This is a genomic window from Staphylococcus auricularis (assembly GCF_001500315.1).
GTDB classification, from domain to species: Bacteria; Bacillota; Bacilli; order Staphylococcales; family Staphylococcaceae; genus Staphylococcus; species Staphylococcus auricularis.
The window spans coordinates 19,548-40,150 of sequence record NZ_LLER01000018.1 but is presented as its reverse complement, the minus strand read 5'-3'; the positions used below and the strand labels follow the sequence as shown (position 1 = coordinate 40,150).

Below are 20,603 nucleotides of genomic sequence, written 5' to 3'. Positions count from 1 at the left end.
GCATTTAACAATGGGTAAAGTTCACGTTTTTGATCATCCATTAATACAACATAAATTAAGCTATATTAGAGATAAACATACAGGTACGAAAGAATTTAGAGAGCTTGTAGATGAAGTTGGTATGCTCATGGCATATGAAGTCACTAGAGATTTAGAGCTACAAGACGTTGAAATCGAAACACCTGTTACTACAATGACAGCAAAACGATTGAGCGGTAAAAAACTCGCTTTCGTTCCTATCTTAAGAGCAGGCTTGGGTATGACATCTGGTATTTTAACACTAGTTCCTGCAGCACGTGTGGGACACGTCGGTTTATACCGCGATCCACAGACACTAGAAGCTGTAGAATATTTTGTTAAACTACCACAAGATATTCAAGAACGTGAAATCATCGTCGTTGATCCGATGTTAGCGACAGGTGGTTCAGCAATCGCAGCGATCGATTCACTCAAACGTCGCGGTGCTAAAAACATTAGATTTATGTGCTTAATTGCTGCACCTGAAGGCGTAGAAGCATTACAAAAAGCACATGAAGATGTAGACATCTATATCGCAGCATTAGACGAAAAATTAAACGACAAAGCTTATATTACGCCAGGCTTAGGTGATGCAGGCGATAGATTATTCGGTACAAAATAATCATGTAGGAGTTGCAGCACATGAAGAGAATAATGACAGTTTTTGGCACGCGGCCAGAAGCGATTAAAATGGCACCACTTGTACAAGCATTAAAAGCGGATTCAATGTTAGATCCCATCGTTGTTGTCACTGCACAACATCGAGAAATGTTAGATACTGTGCTACAACAATTTAATATTGTACCTGACTATGATTTAGATATCATGAAGCCCAATCAGTCCTTATCTGAAATCACTGCTTCAGTTGTTCCTCAATTAGAACAAGTAATGCAACAGGAAAAACCAGATATGGTATTAGTCCACGGGGATACGATGACGACATTCACCGGTAGTTTGACGGCCATGTATAATCAAGTCCCTATCGGTCATGTAGAAGCAGGACTACGAACATGGGACAAACGGGCACCATTTCCTGAAGAGATGAACCGGCAGATGGTAGGAGTGATGGCAGATTTACATTTTGCTCCTACCGATAATGCTGCCAGTAATCTTGAAAGGGAAGGCAAGTCAAAAAAAACGATCGTCGTGACAGGTAATACAGCCATTGATGCAATGCAAACGACGATAACCCGACATTATCATTCCAGCATTATCTCTCAATATCAGCAATCGAAGGTCATATTATTAACTGCACATCGACGCGAAAATATTGGGCAACCGATGTCACACATTTTTAAAGCGGTTCGACGTATTGTTGAAGACCATGAAGATGTCGTCGTCGTATACCCAGTTCATAAGAATCCTAAAGTACAAGCGTTAGCGCAGCAATATTTAGGAGAACATGAACGCATTCATTTAATCGATCCACTCGATGTGGTTGATTTTCACAATTTCGCAAATCAAGCTTATCTGATTCTTACAGATTCAGGTGGTGTGCAAGAAGAAGCACCTTCATTAGGTAAACCCGTGCTCGTGCTTCGCGATGTGACTGAACGACCTGAAGGGGTTGCAGCCGGTACGCTGAAAATTGTAGGGACTTCAGAAGCCTCAGTTTATGATGCCACACAATTGCTATTGAATGATGAAAAAATCTATCGTAAAATGAGTAGTGCTACGAATCCATATGGAGATGGGTTCGCATCTCGACGCATTTGTGAAAATATTAAATATTTCTTTTGTTTAATAGATAAAAAACCGTTACCCTTTACATAAGCGATTGATATTCAAGTCAAAAATGTGGTTTTTAAAAGAATTTATCACAACTATTTGAATAGAATTGACACGGAATATCACGTATATTATGATAGAAAATGTATGAGTGGAACGGTTTTTATTTGTGGATTTAACAATGAAATGAGGCACATTTTTTGAAACCTTTCAACATCATTTTTAAGCAATACATTCAGTACTATATCTATGCAGTTATTGTGCTGATTATTGTGTACTTTTTCACAAACTCACCATTTATATTAGGATTAATTGTCGGTACAATCGGTTCCATGTTAAATACGTACACGTTTGAATACTATTTAATGAAGGCGAAAAGATCCGATACGTTACATATTTCGACAGGTAGTGTATGGAGATACTTGATTACACTTCTCGCTTGTATTATATGGTTAGTCTTCAGATCTCGTATGAATATTTTTGGTGTAGTTGTCGGTTTAATGATTTCTTATGTATTAATGGTGATAAGACCATGGTTACATAGAGAAAAATAAGTTACGAAAGAGGTGTGAATATGGATCACGGAAAACCTACTGTGAGTTGGAATCTCTTTGGTGTAGACATCGTGTTTAACTTGTCATCGATTCTGATGATGGTTGTTACAGCGCTTATCGTTTTTGTTATAGCTATTATCTGTACACGAAACTTACAAAAGCGGCCATCAGGTAAACAGAATTTCATCGAATGGGTCTTCGATTTCGTTCGAGGAATCATTGAGAGTAACATGGCTTGGTCCAAAGGTGGCCAATTTCATTTCCTAGCAGTTACTTTGATTTTATTCATATTCGTGGGTAACATGTTAGGACTTCCATTTGCTATAATTGTGAATGGAGACACCTGGTGGAAATCTCCTACAGCAGATGCCACTGTTACTTTAACGTTGTCTACATTGGTAGTGTTATTAACACACTTCTATGGACTGAAAATGGGTACCAAGAAACAGTATGTGAACAACTATACTAAACCGATTTTCTTATTACCAATTAACTTATTCGAAGAGTTTACTTCAACGTTGACGTTAGGTCTTCGTTTATTTGGTAATATCTTTGCAGGTGAGCTCCTACTAGGATTATTAGCAGGGCTTGTTTTTGAACACGCCTCATGGGGTTGGATCATCGGTATACCAGGCTTAATCGCTTGGCAAGCGTTCTCTATCTTTATCGGTACCATCCAAGCATATATCTTCATTATGCTATCAATGGTTTACATGTCTCATAAAGTACAGAGCCATTAATTAAGTTACAAATAAACATTATATTAGGAGGATTTTTAAATGAATTTAATCGCAGCAGCAATCGCAATTGGTTTATCAGCATTAGGTGCTGGTATTGGTAACGGTCTTATTGTATCTAGAACAGTTGAAGGTGTAGCACGTCAACCAGAAGCACGCGGACAATTAATGTCAATTATGTTCATCGGTATTGGTTTAGTCGAAGCATTACCAATCCTTGGTCTTGTAATTTCATTCATCGTAATGTTCATGTAATTACACACTAGAAAGGGCGAAGTCAATAGGCTTTCGCCGTTCGTTTTATCTATAAGTATTACGTTCATAATGAATGAAAGGAGTGTCTAAGTAATTGACTGCGACGATAAATACATTCGTGCTTGGTGCAAACCTTAATGTAGAATGGGGCACAATGATTATTACCCTCTTCACATTCTTAGTTTTACTTGCGCTTTTGAAAAAGTTCGCATGGGGTCCGTTAAAAGACATCATGGATCAACGTCAAAATGATATCAATAAAGATATCGATGACGCTGAACAAGCAAAACTAAATGCACAAAAGCTTGAAGAAGAAAACAACCAAACATTAAAAGCAACACAACAAGAAGTGCAAAAAATATTAGAAGACGCAAAATTACAAGCACGTGAACAACAAGAACAAATCATTCACGAAGCAAATACGCGTGCAAACGGTATGATTGAAACTGCACAAAATGAAATCAACAGCCAGAAAGAACGCGCACTTGCGGATATCAACAACCAAATTTCACAACTGTCAGTTTCAATTGCAGCTAAAGTGTTAAACAAAGAAATTTCTGAAGAAGATCAAAAAGCCTTAGTTGATAAGTATATCAAAGAGGCAGGCGATAAATAATGGCAAACATCGAACAAAAATACGCAAAAGCATTATTTGATGTCGCATTAGACACTAACACTTTAGAAGAAATGTACGAGGATTTCAGTGCGATTAACGAAAGCGTACAACCCTACATTTCACAGTTCAAAGCAATCGATCAAAACCCTCAACAGACAAATGAACAACGCTACCGTTTTGTAGGCATTGTTTTTGGTGGTGCCAATAAATACTTGTACAACATGTTTATGGTTCTAGCGAACAATCGTCACTTAAGCATCATTGGCAAAGTGTTTGAGGTTTTTAATAGTTTATATAACAAATACTATAATCAAGACACTGCTGTTGTCGAATCTGTATACGAATTGTCAGACGAGCAATTGACACAGATTGAAAATGTGATTAAAGATCGTACAAATCTCGACAAAGTAATGATTGAAAACAAAATCAATCCTTCATTAATCGGCGGGGTACGTATCACAGTGGATACAACAGTCATGGATGCAAGTATCGAGAACGAATTAAAAAATATGAAACAACAAATGCTTAGATAAACAATAAATCAAAAAGGAGTGACATTGATGGCCATTAAAGCTGAAGAAATCAGCGCATTACTTCGCTCACAGATCGAAAACTATGAGACGGAAATGTCAGTTACCGACGTAGGTACGGTCCTACAAATTGGTGACGGTATCGCCCTCATCCACGGTCTTAACGAAGTCATGGCTGGTGAGCTAGTAGAGTTTAGTAACGGCGTACTAGGCCTAGCTCAAAACTTAGAAGAATCTAATGTTGGGGTTCTTATCTTAGGACCATATTCCGACATTAAAGAAGGCGATGAAGTTAAACGTACTGGTCGTATCATGGAGGTACCAGTAGGAGATGAATTAATCGGTCGTGTCGTTAACCCATTAGGTCAACCACTTGATGGACAAGGCCCAGTGAATACGACAAAAACACGTCCTGTTGAGAAAAAAGCAACAGGTGTTATGGATCGAAAATCAGTTGAAGACCCATTACAAACTGGTATTAAAGCGATCGACGCATTAGTACCAATCGGTAAAGGTCAACGTGAGTTAATCATCGGTGACCGTCAAACTGGTAAAACAACAATCGCAATCGATACAATCTTAAACCAAAAAGACCAAGGTACAATTTGTATCTATGTTGCTATTGGTCAAAAAGAATCTACTGTACGTGCGAACGTAGAAAAATTACGTCAACAAGGTGCGTTAGACTACACAATTGTTGTCTCAGCATCAGCAGCACAACCAGCACCATTACTTTACATCGCACCATATGCCGGTGTATCAATGGGTGAAGAATTCATGTTCAACGGTAAACACGTATTAATTGTTTATGACGACTTAACTAAACAAGCCGCTGCTTATCGTGAACTGTCATTACTATTACGTAGACCACCAGGCCGTGAAGCTTACCCAGGTGATGTCTTCTACTTACACAGTAGATTGTTAGAAAGAGCTGCGAAATTAAACGATGAACTTGGCGGTGGTTCAATCACAGCACTCCCAATCATCGAAACTCAAGCAGGCGATATTTCAGCATACGTACCAACTAACGTAATCTCTATCACAGATGGACAAATCTTCTTACAATCTGATTTATTCTTCTCAGGTGTAAGACCAGCGATCAACGCAGGTCAATCTGTTTCTCGTGTCGGTGGTTCAGCACAAATCAAACCGATGAAAAAAGTTGCCGGTACGTTACGTTTAGACTTAGCTTCTTATCGTGAATTAGAATCATTTGCACAGTTCGGTTCTGACCTTGACGAATACACAACTCAAAAACTTGCACGTGGTGAACGTACAGTTGAAGTGTTAAAACAAGATCAAAACCAACCACTACCTGTAGAAAATCAAGTATTGATTATCTTTGCTTTAACAAATGGCTATTTAGACGATATCCCTACAAAAGATGTAACACGCTTTGAAAGTGAGTTAAATCAATGGGCTAAATCAAATGCGAGCGATTTATTAAACGAAATTAAAACTTCTGGTAAACTTCCAGAAAGCGATAAATTCGATTCAGTACTTAGTCGTTTTAAAGAAACTTTTAGCAAATCAGAAGACTAGTCGTTAAAGTAATTACAAAGGTGGTGAGATAATGGCATCTCTAAAGGAAATAGATAGTCGTATTTCTTCAACGAAAAAAATGAAGCAAATCACAAAAGCGATGAACATGGTTTCTAACTCTAAATTGCGTCGAGCTGAAGAAAACACAAAATCATTTAGACCTTATATGGAAAAAATGCAAGATGCGATCACAGCTGTCGCAGGCGCAAGTAAAAATAGTAATCATCCAATGCTACAACAACGTGATGTTAAAAAAGTCGGCTATTTAGTAATTACGAGTGATAGAGGTTTAGCAGGCGCTTATAACGCAAATATCTTAAGAACTTTAATTAATGATATTAACGAAAGACATCAAAGTTCAGATGAATACGAATTATTAGTACTCGGTCGTACAGGCGTTGAATTCCTCGAACACAGAGACTACGAAATTCGTGATACTTTATTACAAGTACCCGATCAACCGTCTTTCAACGAAATTCAAACATTAGCTAAAAAAGCGATCGATATGTACAATAACGAAGATATTGATGAACTTAAAATCTACTATAATCACTTCGTAAATATACTAGAATCTAAACCAAGCAGTAAAACGGTTCTTCCATTATCTCCAGAAGATTCTAGTCAAGGACAAGGTCAAATGTCATCTTATGAATTTGAACCAGACAAAGAATCTATATTAAGTGTGATTTTACCGCAATATGTGGAAAGCTTAATATATGGAACGATATTAGATGCGAAAGCGAGTGAACATGCTTCACGTATGACAGCGATGAAAAATGCATCTGATAATGCGACAGAACTTATTGATGATTTATCATTAGAATACAACCGTGCGCGTCAAGCAGAAATCACGCAACAAATCACTGAAATAGTCGGTGGTTCTGCAGCACTTGAATAACGATTAAAGGAGGAAATAAACATGGGAGTAGGCCGTGTAACACAGGTTATGGGTCCAGTCATTGATGTTCGTTTTGAACATAACGAAGTGCCTAATATTAATAACGCCTTAGTACTCGATGTTGAAAGAGAAGACGGAACAGTGTCTTTAACTTTAGAAGTAGCTTTACAATTAGGCGATGACGTTGTTCGTACCATTGCAATGGATTCAACTGATGGTGTTAAACGTGGTAACGAAGTCAAAGATACTGGTAATAGCATTAGCGTACCAGTCGGAGACGAAACTTTAGGACGTGTCTTCAACGTTCTAGGTGAAACAATTGATTTAGAAGATAAACTTGATGATTCTGCGCGACGTGACCCTATACATAGAGAAGCGCCAGCGTTTGATCAATTATCAACTCAAGTTGAAATTTTAGAAACAGGAATTAAAGTTGTTGACTTATTAGCACCTTATATTAAAGGTGGTAAAGTTGGACTCTTCGGTGGTGCCGGTGTTGGTAAAACCGTTTTAATCCAAGAATTAATCAACAACATCGCTCAAGAACACGGTGGTATTTCAGTCTTTGCCGGTGTAGGTGAACGTACACGTGAAGGTAACGACTTGTACTATGAAATGAGCGACAGTGGTGTAATCAAGAAAACAGCCATGGTCTTCGGACAAATGAACGAACCACCTGGCGCACGTATGCGTGTTGCTTTATCTGGTTTAACAATGGCTGAATATTTCCGTGATGAACAAGGACAAGACGTATTGTTATTCATCGACAATATTTTCCGTTTCACACAAGCCGGTTCAGAAGTTTCTGCCTTACTAGGTCGTTTACCATCAGCCGTTGGTTATCAACCTACATTAGCAACAGAAATGGGACAATTACAAGAACGTATTACTTCAACAACAAAAGGATCAGTTACTTCAATCCAAGCAGTCTTCGTTCCTGCCGATGACTATACTGACCCTGCGCCAGCAACCGTATTCGCTCACTTAGATGCGACAACAAACTTAGAACGTAAATTAACAGAAATGGGTATTTATCCAGCCGTTGACCCATTAGCTTCAACTTCAAGAGCGTTAGAACCATCAATTGTTGGTCAAGAACATTACGATGTTGCCCGTGAAGTACAATCTACTTTACAAAAATATAGAGAATTACAAGATATTATCGCTATCCTAGGTATGGACGAATTATCTGAAGATGACAAACAAACCGTTGACCGTGCACGTCGTATTCAATTCTTCCTATCACAAAACTTCCACGTAGCGGAACAATTTACTGGTCAAAAAGGTTCTTATGTACCAGTAAGTAAAACAGTTGAAGACTTCAGAGCTATCTTAGATGGTAAATATGACCATATCCCTGAAGATGCTTTCCGTCTCTGTGGTGGCATGGAAGATGTACTTGAAAATGCTAAAGATATGGGTGTTGAAGTCTAATAAATTAGGAGGTAAAGATAATGGATAATGTATTCAGTTTAAATGTTGTCACTCCTAATGGTTCTGTTTATGAACGTGAAGATGTTGTACTCGCTGTGTTAAAAACAACAGCCGGAGAACTTGGTGTCATGAAAGGGCACATTCCAACAGTAGCAGCACTTAATATGGGCTATGTCAAAGTTAGTTTAGACAATGGCTCTGAATATCTCGCAGTTAGTGATGGCTTTGTTGAAATTAGACAACAGAAAGTTTCAATCATTGTCCAAACTGCAGAACCTGCGAACGAAATTGATGTAGCTAGAGCAGAATTGGCTAAGTCAAGAGCAGAATCTCACTTAAATAGTGATGATGAAAATAGTGACATCGAAAGAGCGAAACGCGCTTTAGCACGTGCGAATAACCGAATTCGTGTTGCAAACTTAGTATAAGCAAGTCAGATTGAAGTTAGTAAAGAGGTTGAAGCTTTTACTAGCTTCAATCTTTTTTTATGTCTTCATTAATTTAATCATCTTCTCTGTTATAGTTACCATCGCATTCATTAGAAGTTATGATTTAATTCATGTAAAATAAAAGTACAGTGAATAAACGAGGAGATACGAACATGGAATATTTAAGTCAATTTGCGATCGTCCATTTGGTGTTACATGTGTTATGTATATGTGTCGCTTATTGGGCGTTAAATGCATTGAGATTAGATCAACTTTTTAAAAAGGGATATGCGTTACAAGTTCAAGTGTGCATGATTTTCTTCGCCATTTTACTTGGAACTGCAGTAAGTAATTTCCTTGTAGACCTTTTACAATATTCAACTCAATTAAAATATATACTTCAGTAATTCAAATACTTTTCATGGATTTGTATTAAAGATATAATTGTTTAGAACTTATTAAGAAAGGCAATGATTTAAAGGATATAAAGTGGAGGATTTTAGATGGATATGAGAGATAAAATCGTGATCAATGGAGGACATAAACTCACGGGGGAAGTCCAAATTGAAGGCGCAAAAAATGCCGTTTTACCCGTATTGACTGCTTCATTACTAGCAGCAGAAGGCACAAGCGTATTGAGAAACGTCCCAGCGCTCAGCGACGTTGATACGATCAATAATGTGATTTCAAACTTAAATGCAGATGTGAAATATGATCAAGCTGCAGGTACAGTCACAGTGGATGCGACACAAGAATTATATGAAGAAGCACCTTATGAATACGTTAGTAAAATGAGAGCCAGCATCTTAGTGATGGGGGCATTATTAGGACGTTTAGGACATGCGAAAGTAGCCTTACCTGGTGGTTGTGCAATTGGAGCAAGACCGATTGAACAACACTTGAAAGGATTCGAAGCATTAGGTGCAGAGATTCATATGGAAAATGGTTTCGTCTACGCTGAAGCTAAAGGTGGCTTAAAAGGTACAACGATTCACCTTGATTTTCCTAGTGTGGGCGCAACTCAAAACATCATCATGGCTGCTTCTTTAGCAGAAGGCAAATCAGTACTTGAAAATGTCGCAAGAGAACCCGAAGTCGTTGATTTAGCCAATTACATCAATGAAATGGGCGGTAATATCACAGGCGCAGGTACAGATACCATTACGATCCAAGGGGTAGATACCTTACATGGCGTAGAACATTCAATTATTCCTGACCGTATTGAAGCAGGTACCTTCTTAATTGCTGGCGCGATTACACGTGGAGATATTCTTGTTAAAGGCGCAATTAAAGAACATATGAAGAGCCTTACTTATAAATTGGAAGAAATGGGCGTGACATTGGATGATCAAGATGATGCAATCCGAGTTACAGCTCCAGATGAATTGCAACCTGTGGATGTTAAAACATTACCACATCCAGGTTTCCCAACAGACATGCAGTCTCAAATGATGGCTTTATTACTCACAGCAGAAGGTCACAAATTGATGACTGAAACAGTGTTTGAAAACAGATTTATGCACGTAGCAGAATTTAAACGAATGAATGCGAATATTTCTGTGGAAGGTAGAACTGCGAAGATAGAAGGTAAAAGTGAACTTCAAGGTGCTCAAGTAAAAGCGACCGACTTACGTGCAGCTGCTGCATTGATTTTAGCAGGATTAGTTGCTGAAGGTACAACAGAAGTCACAGAACTGCAGCACTTAGATCGCGGTTATGTTAATTTCCATCATAAACTGGCAGATTTAGGCGCAGATATTAAACGCGTTTCTCAATAATGAGCGCATCACAAGAAAATATTAAAGTAAGTGTTGGAGGTTATTAATATGGAAACGATTTTTGACTACAATCAAATTAAAGAAATTATCCCTCATAGACAACCATTTCTATTAATAGATAAAGTGGTTGAGTACGAAGAAGGCCAAAGTTGTACAGCCATTAAACAAGTGTCTGGTAATGAACCATTTTTCCAAGGGCATTTCCCAGAATATGCAGTGATGCCTGGAGTACTCATCACGGAAGCGTTAGCTCAAACAGGGGCTGTAGCATTATTAAATACTGAAAATAATAAAGGTAAACTTGCGTTATTTGCTGGTATTGATAAATGCCGTTTTAAACGCCAAGTCGTTCCTGGGGATACATTACGCTTAGATGTAGAAATTACTAAAATGAAAGGACCTATCGGTAAAGGTAGTGCAAAAGCAACAGTCGACGGCGAATTAGCTTGTAGCTGTGAACTTACTTTCGCATTACAAGATCCGCAATAAATCGTCCATATCATTAAAATGTACGATTAAATAAAAGGACAATGCGCCACTGAGGATACGAATCAAACATGAGATGTGTTTAGTGATAGGTATCCATCAAGATTGGCACATTGTCCTTTTTTTATTTGTTTTCATTTTTTTCTGCTTTAAGACGGGGTTTCGATTGCATCATACGGACAAACGATTGTTTAAGTTCTTCACCTGTAAGTCCATCATCTACTAATTGTTCTAATAAACTTTCAGCATAGACTTGTCTTAACGTATAGATATGGCATTCAAAAATGACAGAAATGGTAGATTCTAATTTTTTAATATGTTTAATCGTAGCATCGAATAATGCGGGATCATTCGCAGGACGTGTAATGACAACACGAATTTCTAACAGTGTTTCATCTTCATAGTACTGTTTCATTTGTTCATAGTGATTGTTAGAAATAACCACTTCTAATAACCAGCCAGGTCCACTATTTTCTAAGTTGATAATGACTCCGTCTTGCAACTCGTACTCGGTGACTGAGCCGTTACTTGCCACGATTTGAAATCTTACAGCTTTAAATGTTTTCATGATCTCACTTCCAATCCATATTTTGAAAATATACCATATATTAATTTATGTACTCATTATAACGCAATTTATACCATGAAGGTGGGAATTTTCATATTTTATAGAACCGACCTTATAAAATTCTTGTAAAAGTGCGTTTTGACTCAGTATAAGTAGATTGATTAAGATATGAGTAATCAAAGGAGGTGACATATGGTCAATACAATTGTAATCGTGGGTCGATTAACGAAAGACCCTAAATTCATAGAAAAGGAGGACACGCAATTTGCTACATTTTGTGTAGCAGTCGAACGTAACTACAAGGACAAAGATCAACAGCGCCCCGTCGATTTTTTGTTCTGTAAAGCTTTTGGTCGTATTGCAAATAATATTGCAACGTTTACGGAACAGGGTTCACTTGTTGGAATCACTGGTCAAATGCATTCTCGCACATTTGAAAAAGAGGACCAAACACACTTTGTTTCGGAATTATACGTTGAAAAGATTAAATTTTTATCTTCTAAACCAGACAAGCAGACCAGCCCTATGCAAGACGCTGCAACTTTTAATGTTGAACACGAAGAAGATATTTCTATCGAACATTTAATTCCTTTTAAAAACATTGACTCAATAGAGCGAATCTAAACTCCCTTTATCCATCTTTAAACAATTTCATTAATCCATCCTACTAATCATTATACTCATGAGGGCTGATTTCCATGAAATTTCAATTATTTATGGAAAATAGCCCTTGATTTTTATATTTTATGGGTGAAAAAGGGTTGATTTTAAAAAAATAAGGCCTTTAAAAGGTAAAATTGGTCCCCTAAACAGGGCAGAATTATGTGATAAATTACAGGGATATTACATAGATTTTTCTTATATATAATACATAAAAGGGGAGCACGACAGTCACTAAAGAATGAAAGGTATATATTACAAGCGCTTATGCATGTAATCCGCATGTAAAGAATCTCCTGTTTTTTTTTATTTCGCTGTAACCTACGAACTTTTGCATGATGTTATAGTATTACTTGTAAATAACAAGAGAAAAAAACTTACCTAAATAGGAGGATTTATAAATAATGAAAAAAACAGTATTTGCTTCAACATTAGCACTAGGATTAGGCGTAACTGGTTTAGTAACTGGTCAACAAGCAGATGCATCAGAAGAAGGAATTAACAAAGCAGAATTAGCACAATTAGCTCAATCAAACTCTGAAGAATTAAACCAACACCCATTACATGAAGGTTCATATAACTATGACTTCACTTACAATGGTGTGCCTTATCACTTTGAATCAGACGGCCAAACTTGGAGCTGGTCATACGGTATCGAAGTTGGTTCAAACAACGTTTCTGAATCAAACAACGATGTAGCAGCTACTAGCCAAGCTACTTCAAATAACAATGTAGAAACTCAAAACTACACTGCACAAAGTGAACAACAAAACACTCAACAACAATCAACTCAACAATCTGAAAACGTTCAACCAGAAGCACAAGCTGCACCACAAACTGAATCAACGCAACAACCACAACAATCAACTCAATCATCAAACAACTCAAGCAGCCAAGCTTCATCTGGTTCTTCAGTTAACGTAAATGGTCATTTACAACAAATCGCTCAACGTGAATCAGGCGGCGACATCACAGCTGTTAACCCTTCATCAGGCGCAGCTGGTAAATACCAATTCTTACAATCTACATGGGATTCAGTAGCACCAGCTGAATACCAAGGTGTTTCTCCTGCAGAAGCTCCAGAACATGTACAAGACGCAGCTGCTGTTAAATTATACAACACTGCTGGCCCTACACAATGGGTAACTGCATAATCTCAGTTAGATTAAGATAATGAAAAGATAAGTGAGGACGAACATCGTCCTCACTTTTTTTATGCCTTTAATTAGTCTGATATGAAGTGAAATAAAAGTATTATCTTATTATACATTCATCAATGTATGCGCTTATATTTTTGCTTTTAATAACTGCTTTTGTTATGTTAAAGACAAATACGATAACTACTAGGGGAGCATTTTGCTGAGATGATGAAAATCAGACCCTTATGACCTGATTTGGTTAGTACCAACGTAGGAAAGTAGTCTTCGGAGCGAATGATGACACATTTTTGCCTGAAACTACATTCCTGCGTGGATGTAGTTTTTTTAGGAGGAGAAAAAGATATGTCATTTTCACAAGAATTAAAAGATGCTGCACAACCATTGATTAAAGAGATTTATCATGATCCATATATTCAAGGCATGTTAAAAGGGGATTTACCGAAAGAAGCTGTACGTTTTTATTTGAAAGCGGACGCCTCTTATTTGAAAGAATTTGCGAATCTTTACGCATTGATTATACCTAAAGTAGATCGATTGGAAGATGTAAAATTCCTAGTTGAACAAATCCAATTTATCGTAGATGGTGAAGTTGAAGCGCATGAGATACTTGCTTCTTATGTAGAAGAACCTTACGAATCTATCGTGAATGAAAAAGTTTGGCCACCTTCTGGAGATCACTACATTAAACATATGTATTTCAATGCGTTTGCGAAAGAAAATGCTGCTTATACGATTGCAGCGATGGCACCTTGCCCATATGTATATCAAGTGATTGGGCAACAAGGTCTTAAAGACGATGCACTAAATAAAGATTCTGTGCTCTCAAAATGGTTTGAATTCTACAGCACTGAAATGGATGAACTCGTTGATGTCTTTGATCAACTTTTAGATCAATTAACAGCACAAATGACAGATACTGAAAAAGAAGAAGTGAAAGCAGCGTTCCTTCAAAGTACGGTTCACGAACGTAACTTCTTCGCAATGTCTTACAACCAAGAATCTTGGGAGTTTGGAGGTCAAGACCATGAATAAACCTAAAATTGCATTAACAATTGCAGGTACTGATCCTACTGGTGGCGCAGGCGTAATGGCTGATTTGAAATCATTCCACTCTTGTGGCGTGTATGGCATGGCTGCGATTACGAGTATTGTGGCGCAAAATACAAAAGGGGTTCAACACATCCACAATCTAGATATTGAGTGGTTGAGAGAACAACTTGAAAGCATTTACGACGATGAATTACCTCAAGCTTTAAAAACAGGGATGATTGCTTCTAAAGATATGATGTTACTCGTCGAAAGTTATATTAAAGATCATCCTGAAATACCATATGTTATCGATCCTGTCATGTTAGCGAAGAGTGGAGATTCACTCATGGAGGATGAAGCCAAACAACATCTTCAAAATATTTTATTACCACATGCCATGGTTGCGACACCTAATTTACCTGAAGCTGAAGAAATTACAAATCTTAATATTACAGATGAATCTTCTATCTACCAAGCGGGTAAAATATTTATAAAAGAGATTGGAAGCCAAGGTGTTGTGATTAAGGGTGGCCATATGGGTGATGATGAGAAAGCGACAGATTATCTCTTCACAAAAGATGATGTCTTTACATTTGAAGAACCTCGTTATGATACACCACATACGCATGGCACTGGCTGTACATTCTCAGCTGTGATCACTGCTGAATTAGCCCAAGGACGTTCTATTTATGATGCTGTGAAAAAAGCAAAACGCTTTATCTCACTTAGCATTAAACATACGCCTGAAATTGGCCAAGGTAGAGGTCCGGTGAATCATTTTGCATATATGAAGGAAGTAGGTTTAGATGATGAGTAATTTAGAAATATTAAGAGAAAATAATCCACTCGTGGTTTGTTATACCAACGATGTCGTTAAAAATTTTTCAGCTAACGGATTGTTAAGCTTAGGTGCAAGTCCTGCGATGAGCGAGGCACCTGAAGAAGCAGCCGATTTCTTTGGGGTTGCAGGTGGACTTGTCATTAATATAGGTACGATTACTGAAGGTCGTGCAAAAGATATGTTAAGTATTGCACGTACAGCAAATCAAAAAGGTACACCGATTGTATTCGACCCTGTCGCTGTAGGTGCTTCTCAATATCGTAAAGCCTTTAGTGCACAGTTCTTAGATGAAATTGATGTTGCTGTAATTAAAGGCAATGCTTCTGAAATTCAAACATTAATCGATAGTGAAACGACAATGAAAGGGACAGAAAGTGCCGATGATCTAGACGTAGTTGAAATTGCACGAAAAGCACACGAAACATTCAATACAGCCATCGTAGTGACTGGGAAAGATGATGTAGTTGCACATCAAGGCCAAGTGATTAAACTTTCTAACGGCTCACCGATGTTGGCGAAAATCACAGGTGCTGGTTGTTTGTTAGGTGCAGTCGTTGCGGCATTCTTACAACGTGAAACAAATCCTGACGCAGAGACATTGGTTGAAGCAGTCGGTGTGTACAATATCGCTGCAGAACACGCACAACAACATACCGACGATCAAGGACCTGGTAGCTTCTTAACTGCATTAATGGATGCGCTCTATCACATTACATCTGAAGATGTGGCTCAACAGCTTAAGAAAGAAGTGATTTAATGGCTTTTAATCGTAAACAGTTGCGTTTATACTTTATTGCCGGTACGCAAGATGTCGTGAGTGATACCTCACTCAAAGATATATTGACTGAAGCATTAGAAGCGGGCATTACACTATTTCAATATAGAGAAAAAGGCCCAGGCTCATTGACCGGGGAGGAGAAAGTAAACGAAGCGAAAGCATTACAACAACTATGTCATCAATATGATGTCCCATTCATCGTTAATGATGATGTAGCCTTAGCGAAGGCGATTGATGCAGATGGTATACATGTGGGACAAGATGATGTTGAAGTAGCTCAGTTTGCTGAACAATTTGAAGGTAAAATCATAGGCTTGAGTGTCGGAAATGTAGAGGAGTACCAACAATCCGATCTGTCGCATGTGGATTACATCGGTGTTGGACCAATGTATACGACGATTTCTAAAGCTGATGCAGAAGCGCCTGTCGGTCCTGAAATGATTCCAGAATTGAGACAATACGTTCAAGATTTACCGATCGTTGGTATCGGTGGCATCACTACGGAGAATTACGATCAAGTACTTGAGGCAGGTGCAGATGGTATCTCAGTGATTTCAGCCATTACACGTAGTGAAAATGTGACGAAAACTGTACAGAAATTTTTACAAAAATGAAAATAGAACATAATTATCCATTTTTTGTTTTCTACTTGCCTCTTATTATGATAAAATGAAGCCTATGCGAATATATCTTTTGAGGTGGGAAAATGAAGAAAAAAGCACTACTACCTATGTTATTAGGTGTAATGGTCTTTTTAGCAGGGTGTGACTACTCAAAACCAGAGAATAGAGATGGTTTCTTCTTTAATACATTCGTTGCACCTATGGATAAACTGATTCATTGGTTAGGGCATGCCTTCAATGATAACTATGGTCTAGCAATCATTGTTTTAGTATTAGTGATTCGTCTAGTCTTAATGCCATTCATGTTATCTAACTATAAAAACAGTCATATGATGCGTGAGAAAATGAAAGTGGCTAAACCTGACATTGATGCAATTCAGGAAAAAGTTAAACGCGCACGCACACAAGAAGAAAAAATAGCAGCTAACCAAGAAATGATGGAAGTTTATAAAAAGTACGATATGAACCCGATGAAAAACATGTTAGGTTGTTTACCGATCATCATTCAAATGCCAATTATCATGGGCTTATTCTTCGTGTTGAAGTACCCATCAAGTGGCGGTTTTACAGAACATCCTAATTTCTTATGGTTCGATTTATCTAAACCAGATATTTGGATTACCATTATTGCCGGTGTATTATACTTCTTACAAGCATACGTATCAAGTATGAGCATGCCACAAGAACAAAGACAAATGGGTTATATCATGATGATCATTTCACCAATCATGATTGTTTGGCTTTCATTAAGTTCTGCTTCAGCCCTCGGTCTTTATTGGTCAGTCAGTGCGGCATTCTTGGTTGTACAAACGTACATAGCTAATACATACTACTCAAGATTAGCTAAAAAAGAAGTTGCACCAATGATAGAAGCTGTTGAAGCAAAACGTAATAACAAAGGTAAAAAAGGTAAAAATACCCAAGTCGTTTCTAAGAAAAACAAGAAAAAATAAGCATCTTTGAATCATGTCATACAAGGGTATTCAATGAGATACATCCCCTTTACTTATTTTAATCACAAAATGAGTAAAGGGGTTTTGTTTGTTTAAGGGGCTCTCCACCATTTATGGTGGGAAAATGTCACTATATATTAAGTGGTGCTCTACAGATTGCTTACCTGTCCTCGCTTTCTTAGGCGCTTCACTTCAACTAATTTTGGCTAATAAATAACACATTAAATTACTACATGTATTTGGCCAAAATGGATTTTCAGTTTCGGCTAGATGCCTCAGGAGTCTCGGACGGTGATGCAATCTTTCTAAGCGACTTTATCCGATGTTTCTGTTGGAGTCGCCTTTTTTCTTATCTCGTTTATAAAGTCTAAAGATAATAAAAATCCTATTTTTAAAGAAGTCAAAGTTACGATAACCGTAGGATACCCGCTTAATCAACTTAATTTTGTGATTGATTCCTTCTATAGCACCGTTATTTAAATTTTGATAATCCATCGCATTATCTATAATTTCTTGATGTTTTTTATAAAATCTAACGATTTTCTATATGACAGGTGTTACATCATTTTTATGGTTCTTCATCTTTTGTTTAAGTACAAATAAAAGAGAAATAGAAGTAGATCGCTACTCATTCATTAGACCTAGATTTGGGCATTAACATTGAGCGAGGGAGAAGAAACTCGTATAATAGATTGTTACCAATTACTGGGAGGTACAAAGAATCGTGAAGAGAGCGATAAAAATTTTATTGATTTGCGGTGTAATCTTAATTCCTGCGATACTCATTTTCACCAACATGGAACGCATACAATCTTGGTTTAATGATATTAAAACCACAGTTGCATCTTCAGATCAGTCTGAAGATGATTATGACTGGGATGATTTGTTTGATGGCAGTAGAGAGACAGAAACCTTTGGCGAATATGAATATGCTGACTTCGATGGGAAACACTATGGCATTGACTATGCATTGCCAAGAAAAACACCGATTAAAGCAGCTGCAGATGGCATAGTGACACGTACCTTTAAGGATAAATTAGGCGGAAATGTATTACAGATTGCAGAAGATGACGGTAAGCATTATGAATGGTATATGCATTTAAGTGAGTACAAAGTAGAAACTGGGGATGAAGTGAAGAGAGGGGACGTCGTTGCATTATCTGGTAACACAGGTGAGCAGACGACCGGTCCACACCTTCATTTTCAACGCATGAAAGGCGGCGTAGGTAACAAATACGCTGAAGATCCAGCGGATTTTGTGGATCAATTACCTGATGGCGAAAAAAGTCTATATGATCTAGAGAAATAAATGTCCATCATCTTATAAGCACCATGGCACACTTCCGCGAAGCCATTTCATCTTCCAAAAAAATCGTCCATAATATATAAAATAAGCGAGGTTGGATCGCACGCTTGCTTGATTGATTCAGGCAAAGTCGTGTTCCAATCTCGCTTTTTTAATAAAAATATGAAGTTAATTTTATAGCGTTAACTCTACAGAATCGGTGATATAAGTCTTGAGATACCTTCTTTAAATTTAATCCATAAGCCTCGTTTTTCATAAAGTGATTTTGTCAGACGGTAAGAGACCTCTAGATCTTCATAGAAACTGTCTCTCAATTGTTTTGCAATATCTGAGTTATAAATAAAGGCATTGATTTCAAAGTTAAGAGTAAAGCTGCGGTGATCAATGTTTGTCGTACCTACACTCGCAATTTCGTCATCGATAACCATCACTTTCGCATGGAGGAAACCATTGTCGTAATGGAACACGTTAACGCCAGAATCTAATAATGATGCGACATTATTATACGTTGCCCAAAAGACGAATGGATGGTCCGGTTTACTAGGAATCATAATATTAACGTCGATCCCACCTAGCGCAGCGATTTTAATGGCATCTAGGAATGATTGGTCTGGGATGAAATAAGGTGATTGTATGAAAATGGATTTTTTCGCTGAAGCGATCATTTTCAAATAACCGTATTTGACTTGTTCCCATTCTTCATCAGGGCCACTCGTTGCGATTTGAACACCGGTCGTACCGCCAGAATCAACATCAGGGAAGTAGCGTGATTCGTATTGTAAATTGTCACGAGAAGCTTGAGAGTTCCAATCTAACATAAAACGTAATTGTAAGGCATTAACCGCATCTCCGACGATACGTAGGTGGGTATCACGCCAGTAACCAAATTTTTTCTTCAAGCCGAGATATTCGTCACCTACATTGAAGCCGCCAACGTAGCCGATGTGACCATCAATCACGACGATTTTTCTATGGTTACGGTTATTTATACGTAAATTGATGAGTGGTAACTTAGATGGGAAGAACGCCTCAACTTGTCCGCCTTTTTTACGAAATGATTTAAAGGCTTTCAGTGATAGACCACGAGAACCCATATCGTCGTAAAGCATTTTAACTTCTACACCTTCTTCTAGTTTACGTTCCAGTGCCTCTAAAATGCGCTTACCTAAACCATCATTACGAATGATGTAATACTGAATATGTATGTAATCGCGAGCCTGCTCAATATCTTCTAGTAATTTATCGAATTTTTTCTTACCATCTGTAAAGATTTGAATATCATTATCTGTAGTAAGAAAGGCTGAATTATTCCCTAACAACATTTGAATCATGTCTTTATATTTCACGATCTCATAACTGCCTTTGGAAAAGTCATCGGATTGTATTTCTGCGAGTTGTTCTTTAACGATCATCTCAAGTCCAATTTTGTCTTCATCATTCAATTTGAAAATGTGAGAACGTTGGATTTGGCGACCGAATAACAGATAGAGAATGAATCCTAAGATAGGGATGAAGGCCAGTACAAATAGCCATGCCCAAATCGATCCTGCAGAACGTCGCTCTAGAAATACAATGGTAAATCCAAAGATAATATTTAAAAGGAAGGCGCCAATTAAAACGATGTTAAGAATTAAGTTTGTCGATCCAAAAGCTGTCATGTATGGAAAAAAATCAAACATAA

At 37.7% G+C, this 20,603-nt stretch carries 25 protein-coding genes and 1 riboswitch; of the genes, 22 read left to right on the top strand and 3 right to left on the bottom strand.

Annotated elements, in window-relative coordinates; translation table 11 throughout:
- The first annotated feature begins 10 nt into the window (after positions 1-10).
- The 14 genes from upp to fabZ all read left to right on the top strand — a co-directional run bounded on the left by upp (position 11) and on the right by fabZ (position 11,007).
- Positions 11-640 carry a uracil phosphoribosyltransferase gene (gene upp / locus APS80_RS08765; RefSeq protein ID WP_059107893.1) on the top strand — a complete coding sequence of 210 codons (630 nt, stop codon included), beginning with the start codon at positions 11-13 and terminating at the stop codon, positions 638-640.
- A gap of 20 nt (positions 641-660) precedes the next feature.
- Positions 661-1,791, top strand: coding sequence for a non-hydrolyzing UDP-N-acetylglucosamine 2-epimerase (wecB, locus tag APS80_RS08760; RefSeq protein WP_059107892.1), 1,131 nt, complete (start codon positions 661-663; stop codon positions 1,789-1,791).
- Between the two features lie 155 nt (positions 1,792-1,946).
- The gene (locus tag APS80_RS08755) at positions 1,947-2,300 is read left to right on the top strand and encodes an ATP synthase subunit I (protein ID WP_059107891.1); all 354 of its coding nucleotides are present in this window, start codon (positions 1,947-1,949) and stop codon (positions 2,298-2,300) included.
- Positions 2,301-2,320: 20 nt separating this feature from the next.
- Positions 2,321-3,040 (top strand): F0F1 ATP synthase subunit A, encoded by a 720-nt coding sequence (gene atpB / locus APS80_RS08750; RefSeq protein WP_059107890.1) that lies wholly within the window; start codon positions 2,321-2,323, stop codon positions 3,038-3,040.
- A gap of 39 nt (positions 3,041-3,079) precedes the next feature.
- Positions 3,080-3,292, top strand: coding sequence for a F0F1 ATP synthase subunit C (atpE, locus tag APS80_RS08745; protein ID WP_002510315.1), 213 nt, complete (start codon positions 3,080-3,082; stop codon positions 3,290-3,292).
- 94 nt (positions 3,293-3,386) lie between these two features.
- On the top strand, positions 3,387-3,908 hold the full coding sequence (locus APS80_RS08740) for a F0F1 ATP synthase subunit B (protein WP_059107889.1): 522 nt from the start codon (positions 3,387-3,389) through the stop codon (positions 3,906-3,908).
- Positions 3,908-4,441, top strand: a complete 534-nt coding sequence (locus APS80_RS08735; protein ID WP_059107888.1) for a F0F1 ATP synthase subunit delta — start codon at positions 3,908-3,910, stop codon at positions 4,439-4,441. Before APS80_RS08740 ends, APS80_RS08735 begins: the two co-directional genes overlap by 1 nt.
- A 27-nt stretch (positions 4,442-4,468) precedes the next feature.
- On the top strand, positions 4,469-5,980 hold the full coding sequence (atpA, locus tag APS80_RS08730; protein ID WP_059107887.1) for a F0F1 ATP synthase subunit alpha: 1,512 nt from the start codon (positions 4,469-4,471) through the stop codon (positions 5,978-5,980).
- A 31-nt stretch (positions 5,981-6,011) separates the two neighbouring features.
- On the top strand, positions 6,012-6,878 hold the full coding sequence (atpG, locus tag APS80_RS08725; RefSeq protein WP_059107886.1) for an ATP synthase F1 subunit gamma: 867 nt from the start codon (positions 6,012-6,014) through the stop codon (positions 6,876-6,878).
- Between the two features lie 21 nt (positions 6,879-6,899).
- Positions 6,900-8,312, top strand: a complete 1,413-nt coding sequence (atpD, locus tag APS80_RS08720) for a F0F1 ATP synthase subunit beta (RefSeq protein WP_059107885.1) — start codon at positions 6,900-6,902, stop codon at positions 8,310-8,312.
- A gap of 20 nt (positions 8,313-8,332) precedes the next feature.
- Positions 8,333-8,740 (top strand): F0F1 ATP synthase subunit epsilon, encoded by a 408-nt coding sequence (locus tag APS80_RS08715; protein WP_059107884.1) that lies wholly within the window; start codon positions 8,333-8,335, stop codon positions 8,738-8,740.
- Positions 8,741-8,913: 173 nt separating this feature from the next.
- Positions 8,914-9,147 carry a DUF1146 family protein gene (locus APS80_RS08710; protein WP_059107883.1) on the top strand — a complete coding sequence of 78 codons (234 nt, stop codon included), beginning with the start codon at positions 8,914-8,916 and terminating at the stop codon, positions 9,145-9,147.
- A gap of 102 nt (positions 9,148-9,249) precedes the next feature.
- Positions 9,250-10,518 carry a UDP-N-acetylglucosamine 1-carboxyvinyltransferase gene (murA, locus tag APS80_RS08705; protein ID WP_059107937.1) on the top strand — a complete coding sequence of 423 codons (1,269 nt, stop codon included), beginning with the start codon at positions 9,250-9,252 and terminating at the stop codon, positions 10,516-10,518.
- Between the two features lie 48 nt (positions 10,519-10,566).
- Positions 10,567-11,007 carry a 3-hydroxyacyl-ACP dehydratase FabZ gene (fabZ, locus tag APS80_RS08700; RefSeq protein WP_059107882.1) on the top strand — a complete coding sequence of 147 codons (441 nt, stop codon included), beginning with the start codon at positions 10,567-10,569 and terminating at the stop codon, positions 11,005-11,007.
- A gap of 121 nt (positions 11,008-11,128) precedes the next feature.
- On the opposite strand, the gene APS80_RS08695 is transcribed toward fabZ, so the two are convergent.
- Entirely contained in the window at positions 11,129-11,572 is a 444-nt protein-coding gene (locus APS80_RS08695; RefSeq protein WP_059107881.1) for a YwpF family protein, read from the bottom strand.
- Positions 11,573-11,764: 192 nt separating this feature from the next.
- Here APS80_RS08695 and APS80_RS08690 point away from each other — a divergent pair, with 192 nt between their 5' ends.
- The 7 genes from APS80_RS08690 (at position 11,765) to yidC (ending at position 17,616) form a co-directional block, all read left to right on the top strand.
- Positions 11,765-12,196 (top strand): single-stranded DNA-binding protein, encoded by a 432-nt coding sequence (locus tag APS80_RS08690; RefSeq protein ID WP_059107880.1) that lies wholly within the window; start codon positions 11,765-11,767, stop codon positions 12,194-12,196.
- 440 nt (positions 12,197-12,636) lie between these two features.
- The gene (locus APS80_RS08685; protein WP_059107879.1) at positions 12,637-13,386 is read left to right on the top strand and encodes a transglycosylase family protein; all 750 of its coding nucleotides are present in this window, start codon (positions 12,637-12,639) and stop codon (positions 13,384-13,386) included.
- A 181-nt stretch (positions 13,387-13,567) separates the two neighbouring features.
- A riboswitch (TPP riboswitch) is annotated at positions 13,568-13,665 on the top strand.
- A gap of 69 nt (positions 13,666-13,734) precedes the next feature.
- Positions 13,735-14,424, top strand: a complete 690-nt coding sequence (tenA, locus tag APS80_RS08680; protein ID WP_059107878.1) for a thiaminase II — start codon at positions 13,735-13,737, stop codon at positions 14,422-14,424.
- Positions 14,417-15,238, top strand: coding sequence for a bifunctional hydroxymethylpyrimidine kinase/phosphomethylpyrimidine kinase (gene thiD / locus APS80_RS08675; RefSeq protein ID WP_059107877.1), 822 nt, complete (start codon positions 14,417-14,419; stop codon positions 15,236-15,238). Before tenA ends, thiD begins: the two co-directional genes overlap by 8 nt.
- On the top strand, positions 15,231-16,019 hold the full coding sequence (gene thiM / locus APS80_RS08670) for a hydroxyethylthiazole kinase (protein WP_059107936.1): 789 nt from the start codon (positions 15,231-15,233) through the stop codon (positions 16,017-16,019). The genes thiD and thiM overlap by 8 nt, the downstream gene beginning before the upstream one ends.
- Positions 16,019-16,654, top strand: coding sequence for a thiamine phosphate synthase (thiE, locus tag APS80_RS08665; RefSeq protein ID WP_059107876.1), 636 nt, complete (start codon positions 16,019-16,021; stop codon positions 16,652-16,654). Before thiM ends, thiE begins: the two co-directional genes overlap by 1 nt.
- 92 nt (positions 16,655-16,746) lie before the next feature.
- Positions 16,747-17,616, top strand: coding sequence for a membrane protein insertase YidC (gene yidC, locus APS80_RS08660; RefSeq protein WP_059107875.1), 870 nt, complete (start codon positions 16,747-16,749; stop codon positions 17,614-17,616).
- A 315-nt stretch (positions 17,617-17,931) separates the two neighbouring features.
- On the opposite strand, the gene APS80_RS10640 is transcribed toward yidC, so the two are convergent.
- The gene (locus APS80_RS10640; protein ID WP_258026013.1) at positions 17,932-18,156 is read right to left on the bottom strand and encodes a transposase; all 225 of its coding nucleotides are present in this window, start codon (positions 18,154-18,156) and stop codon (positions 17,932-17,934) included.
- 181 nt (positions 18,157-18,337) lie between these two features.
- Between APS80_RS10640 and APS80_RS08655 the strand changes: the two genes are divergently transcribed.
- Positions 18,338-18,925, top strand: a complete 588-nt coding sequence (locus APS80_RS08655) for a M23 family metallopeptidase (protein ID WP_059107874.1) — start codon at positions 18,338-18,340, stop codon at positions 18,923-18,925.
- Between the two features lie 185 nt (positions 18,926-19,110).
- On the opposite strand, the gene cls is transcribed toward APS80_RS08655, so the two are convergent.
- Positions 19,111-20,601 carry a cardiolipin synthase gene (gene cls, locus APS80_RS08650; RefSeq protein ID WP_059107873.1) on the bottom strand — a complete coding sequence of 497 codons (1,491 nt, stop codon included), beginning with the start codon at positions 20,599-20,601 and terminating at the stop codon, positions 19,111-19,113.
- Between the last annotated feature and the right edge of the window lie 2 nt (positions 20,602-20,603).

Coding starts and splice junctions, on each gene's coding strand:
- upp (WP_059107893.1), top strand. CDS start 11: ATGGGTAAAGTTCACGTTTTTGATCATCCATTAATACAACATAAATTA.
- wecB (WP_059107892.1), top strand. CDS start 661: ATGAAGAGAATAATGACAGTTTTTGGCACGCGGCCAGAAGCGATTAAA.
- atpB (WP_059107890.1), top strand. CDS start 2,321: ATGGATCACGGAAAACCTACTGTGAGTTGGAATCTCTTTGGTGTAGAC.
- atpE (WP_002510315.1), top strand. CDS start 3,080: ATGAATTTAATCGCAGCAGCAATCGCAATTGGTTTATCAGCATTAGGT.
- APS80_RS08735 (WP_059107888.1), top strand. CDS start 3,908: ATGGCAAACATCGAACAAAAATACGCAAAAGCATTATTTGATGTCGCA.
- atpA (WP_059107887.1), top strand. CDS start 4,469: ATGGCCATTAAAGCTGAAGAAATCAGCGCATTACTTCGCTCACAGATC.
- atpG (WP_059107886.1), top strand. CDS start 6,012: ATGGCATCTCTAAAGGAAATAGATAGTCGTATTTCTTCAACGAAAAAA.
- atpD (WP_059107885.1), top strand. CDS start 6,900: ATGGGAGTAGGCCGTGTAACACAGGTTATGGGTCCAGTCATTGATGTT.
- APS80_RS08715 (WP_059107884.1), top strand. CDS start 8,333: ATGGATAATGTATTCAGTTTAAATGTTGTCACTCCTAATGGTTCTGTT.
- APS80_RS08710 (WP_059107883.1), top strand. CDS start 8,914: ATGGAATATTTAAGTCAATTTGCGATCGTCCATTTGGTGTTACATGTG.
- murA (WP_059107937.1), top strand. CDS start 9,250: ATGAGAGATAAAATCGTGATCAATGGAGGACATAAACTCACGGGGGAA.
- fabZ (WP_059107882.1), top strand. CDS start 10,567: ATGGAAACGATTTTTGACTACAATCAAATTAAAGAAATTATCCCTCAT.
- APS80_RS08695 (WP_059107881.1), bottom strand. CDS start 11,572: ATGAAAACATTTAAAGCTGTAAGATTTCAAATCGTGGCAAGTAACGGC.
- APS80_RS08690 (WP_059107880.1), top strand. CDS start 11,765: ATGGTCAATACAATTGTAATCGTGGGTCGATTAACGAAAGACCCTAAA.
- APS80_RS08685 (WP_059107879.1), top strand. CDS start 12,637: ATGAAAAAAACAGTATTTGCTTCAACATTAGCACTAGGATTAGGCGTA.
- tenA (WP_059107878.1), top strand. CDS start 13,735: ATGTCATTTTCACAAGAATTAAAAGATGCTGCACAACCATTGATTAAA.
- thiD (WP_059107877.1), top strand. CDS start 14,417: ATGAATAAACCTAAAATTGCATTAACAATTGCAGGTACTGATCCTACT.
- thiM (WP_059107936.1), top strand. CDS start 15,231: ATGAGTAATTTAGAAATATTAAGAGAAAATAATCCACTCGTGGTTTGT.
- thiE (WP_059107876.1), top strand. CDS start 16,019: ATGGCTTTTAATCGTAAACAGTTGCGTTTATACTTTATTGCCGGTACG.
- yidC (WP_059107875.1), top strand. CDS start 16,747: ATGAAGAAAAAAGCACTACTACCTATGTTATTAGGTGTAATGGTCTTT.
- cls (WP_059107873.1), bottom strand. CDS start 20,601: ATGTTTGATTTTTTTCCATACATGACAGCTTTTGGATCGACAAACTTA.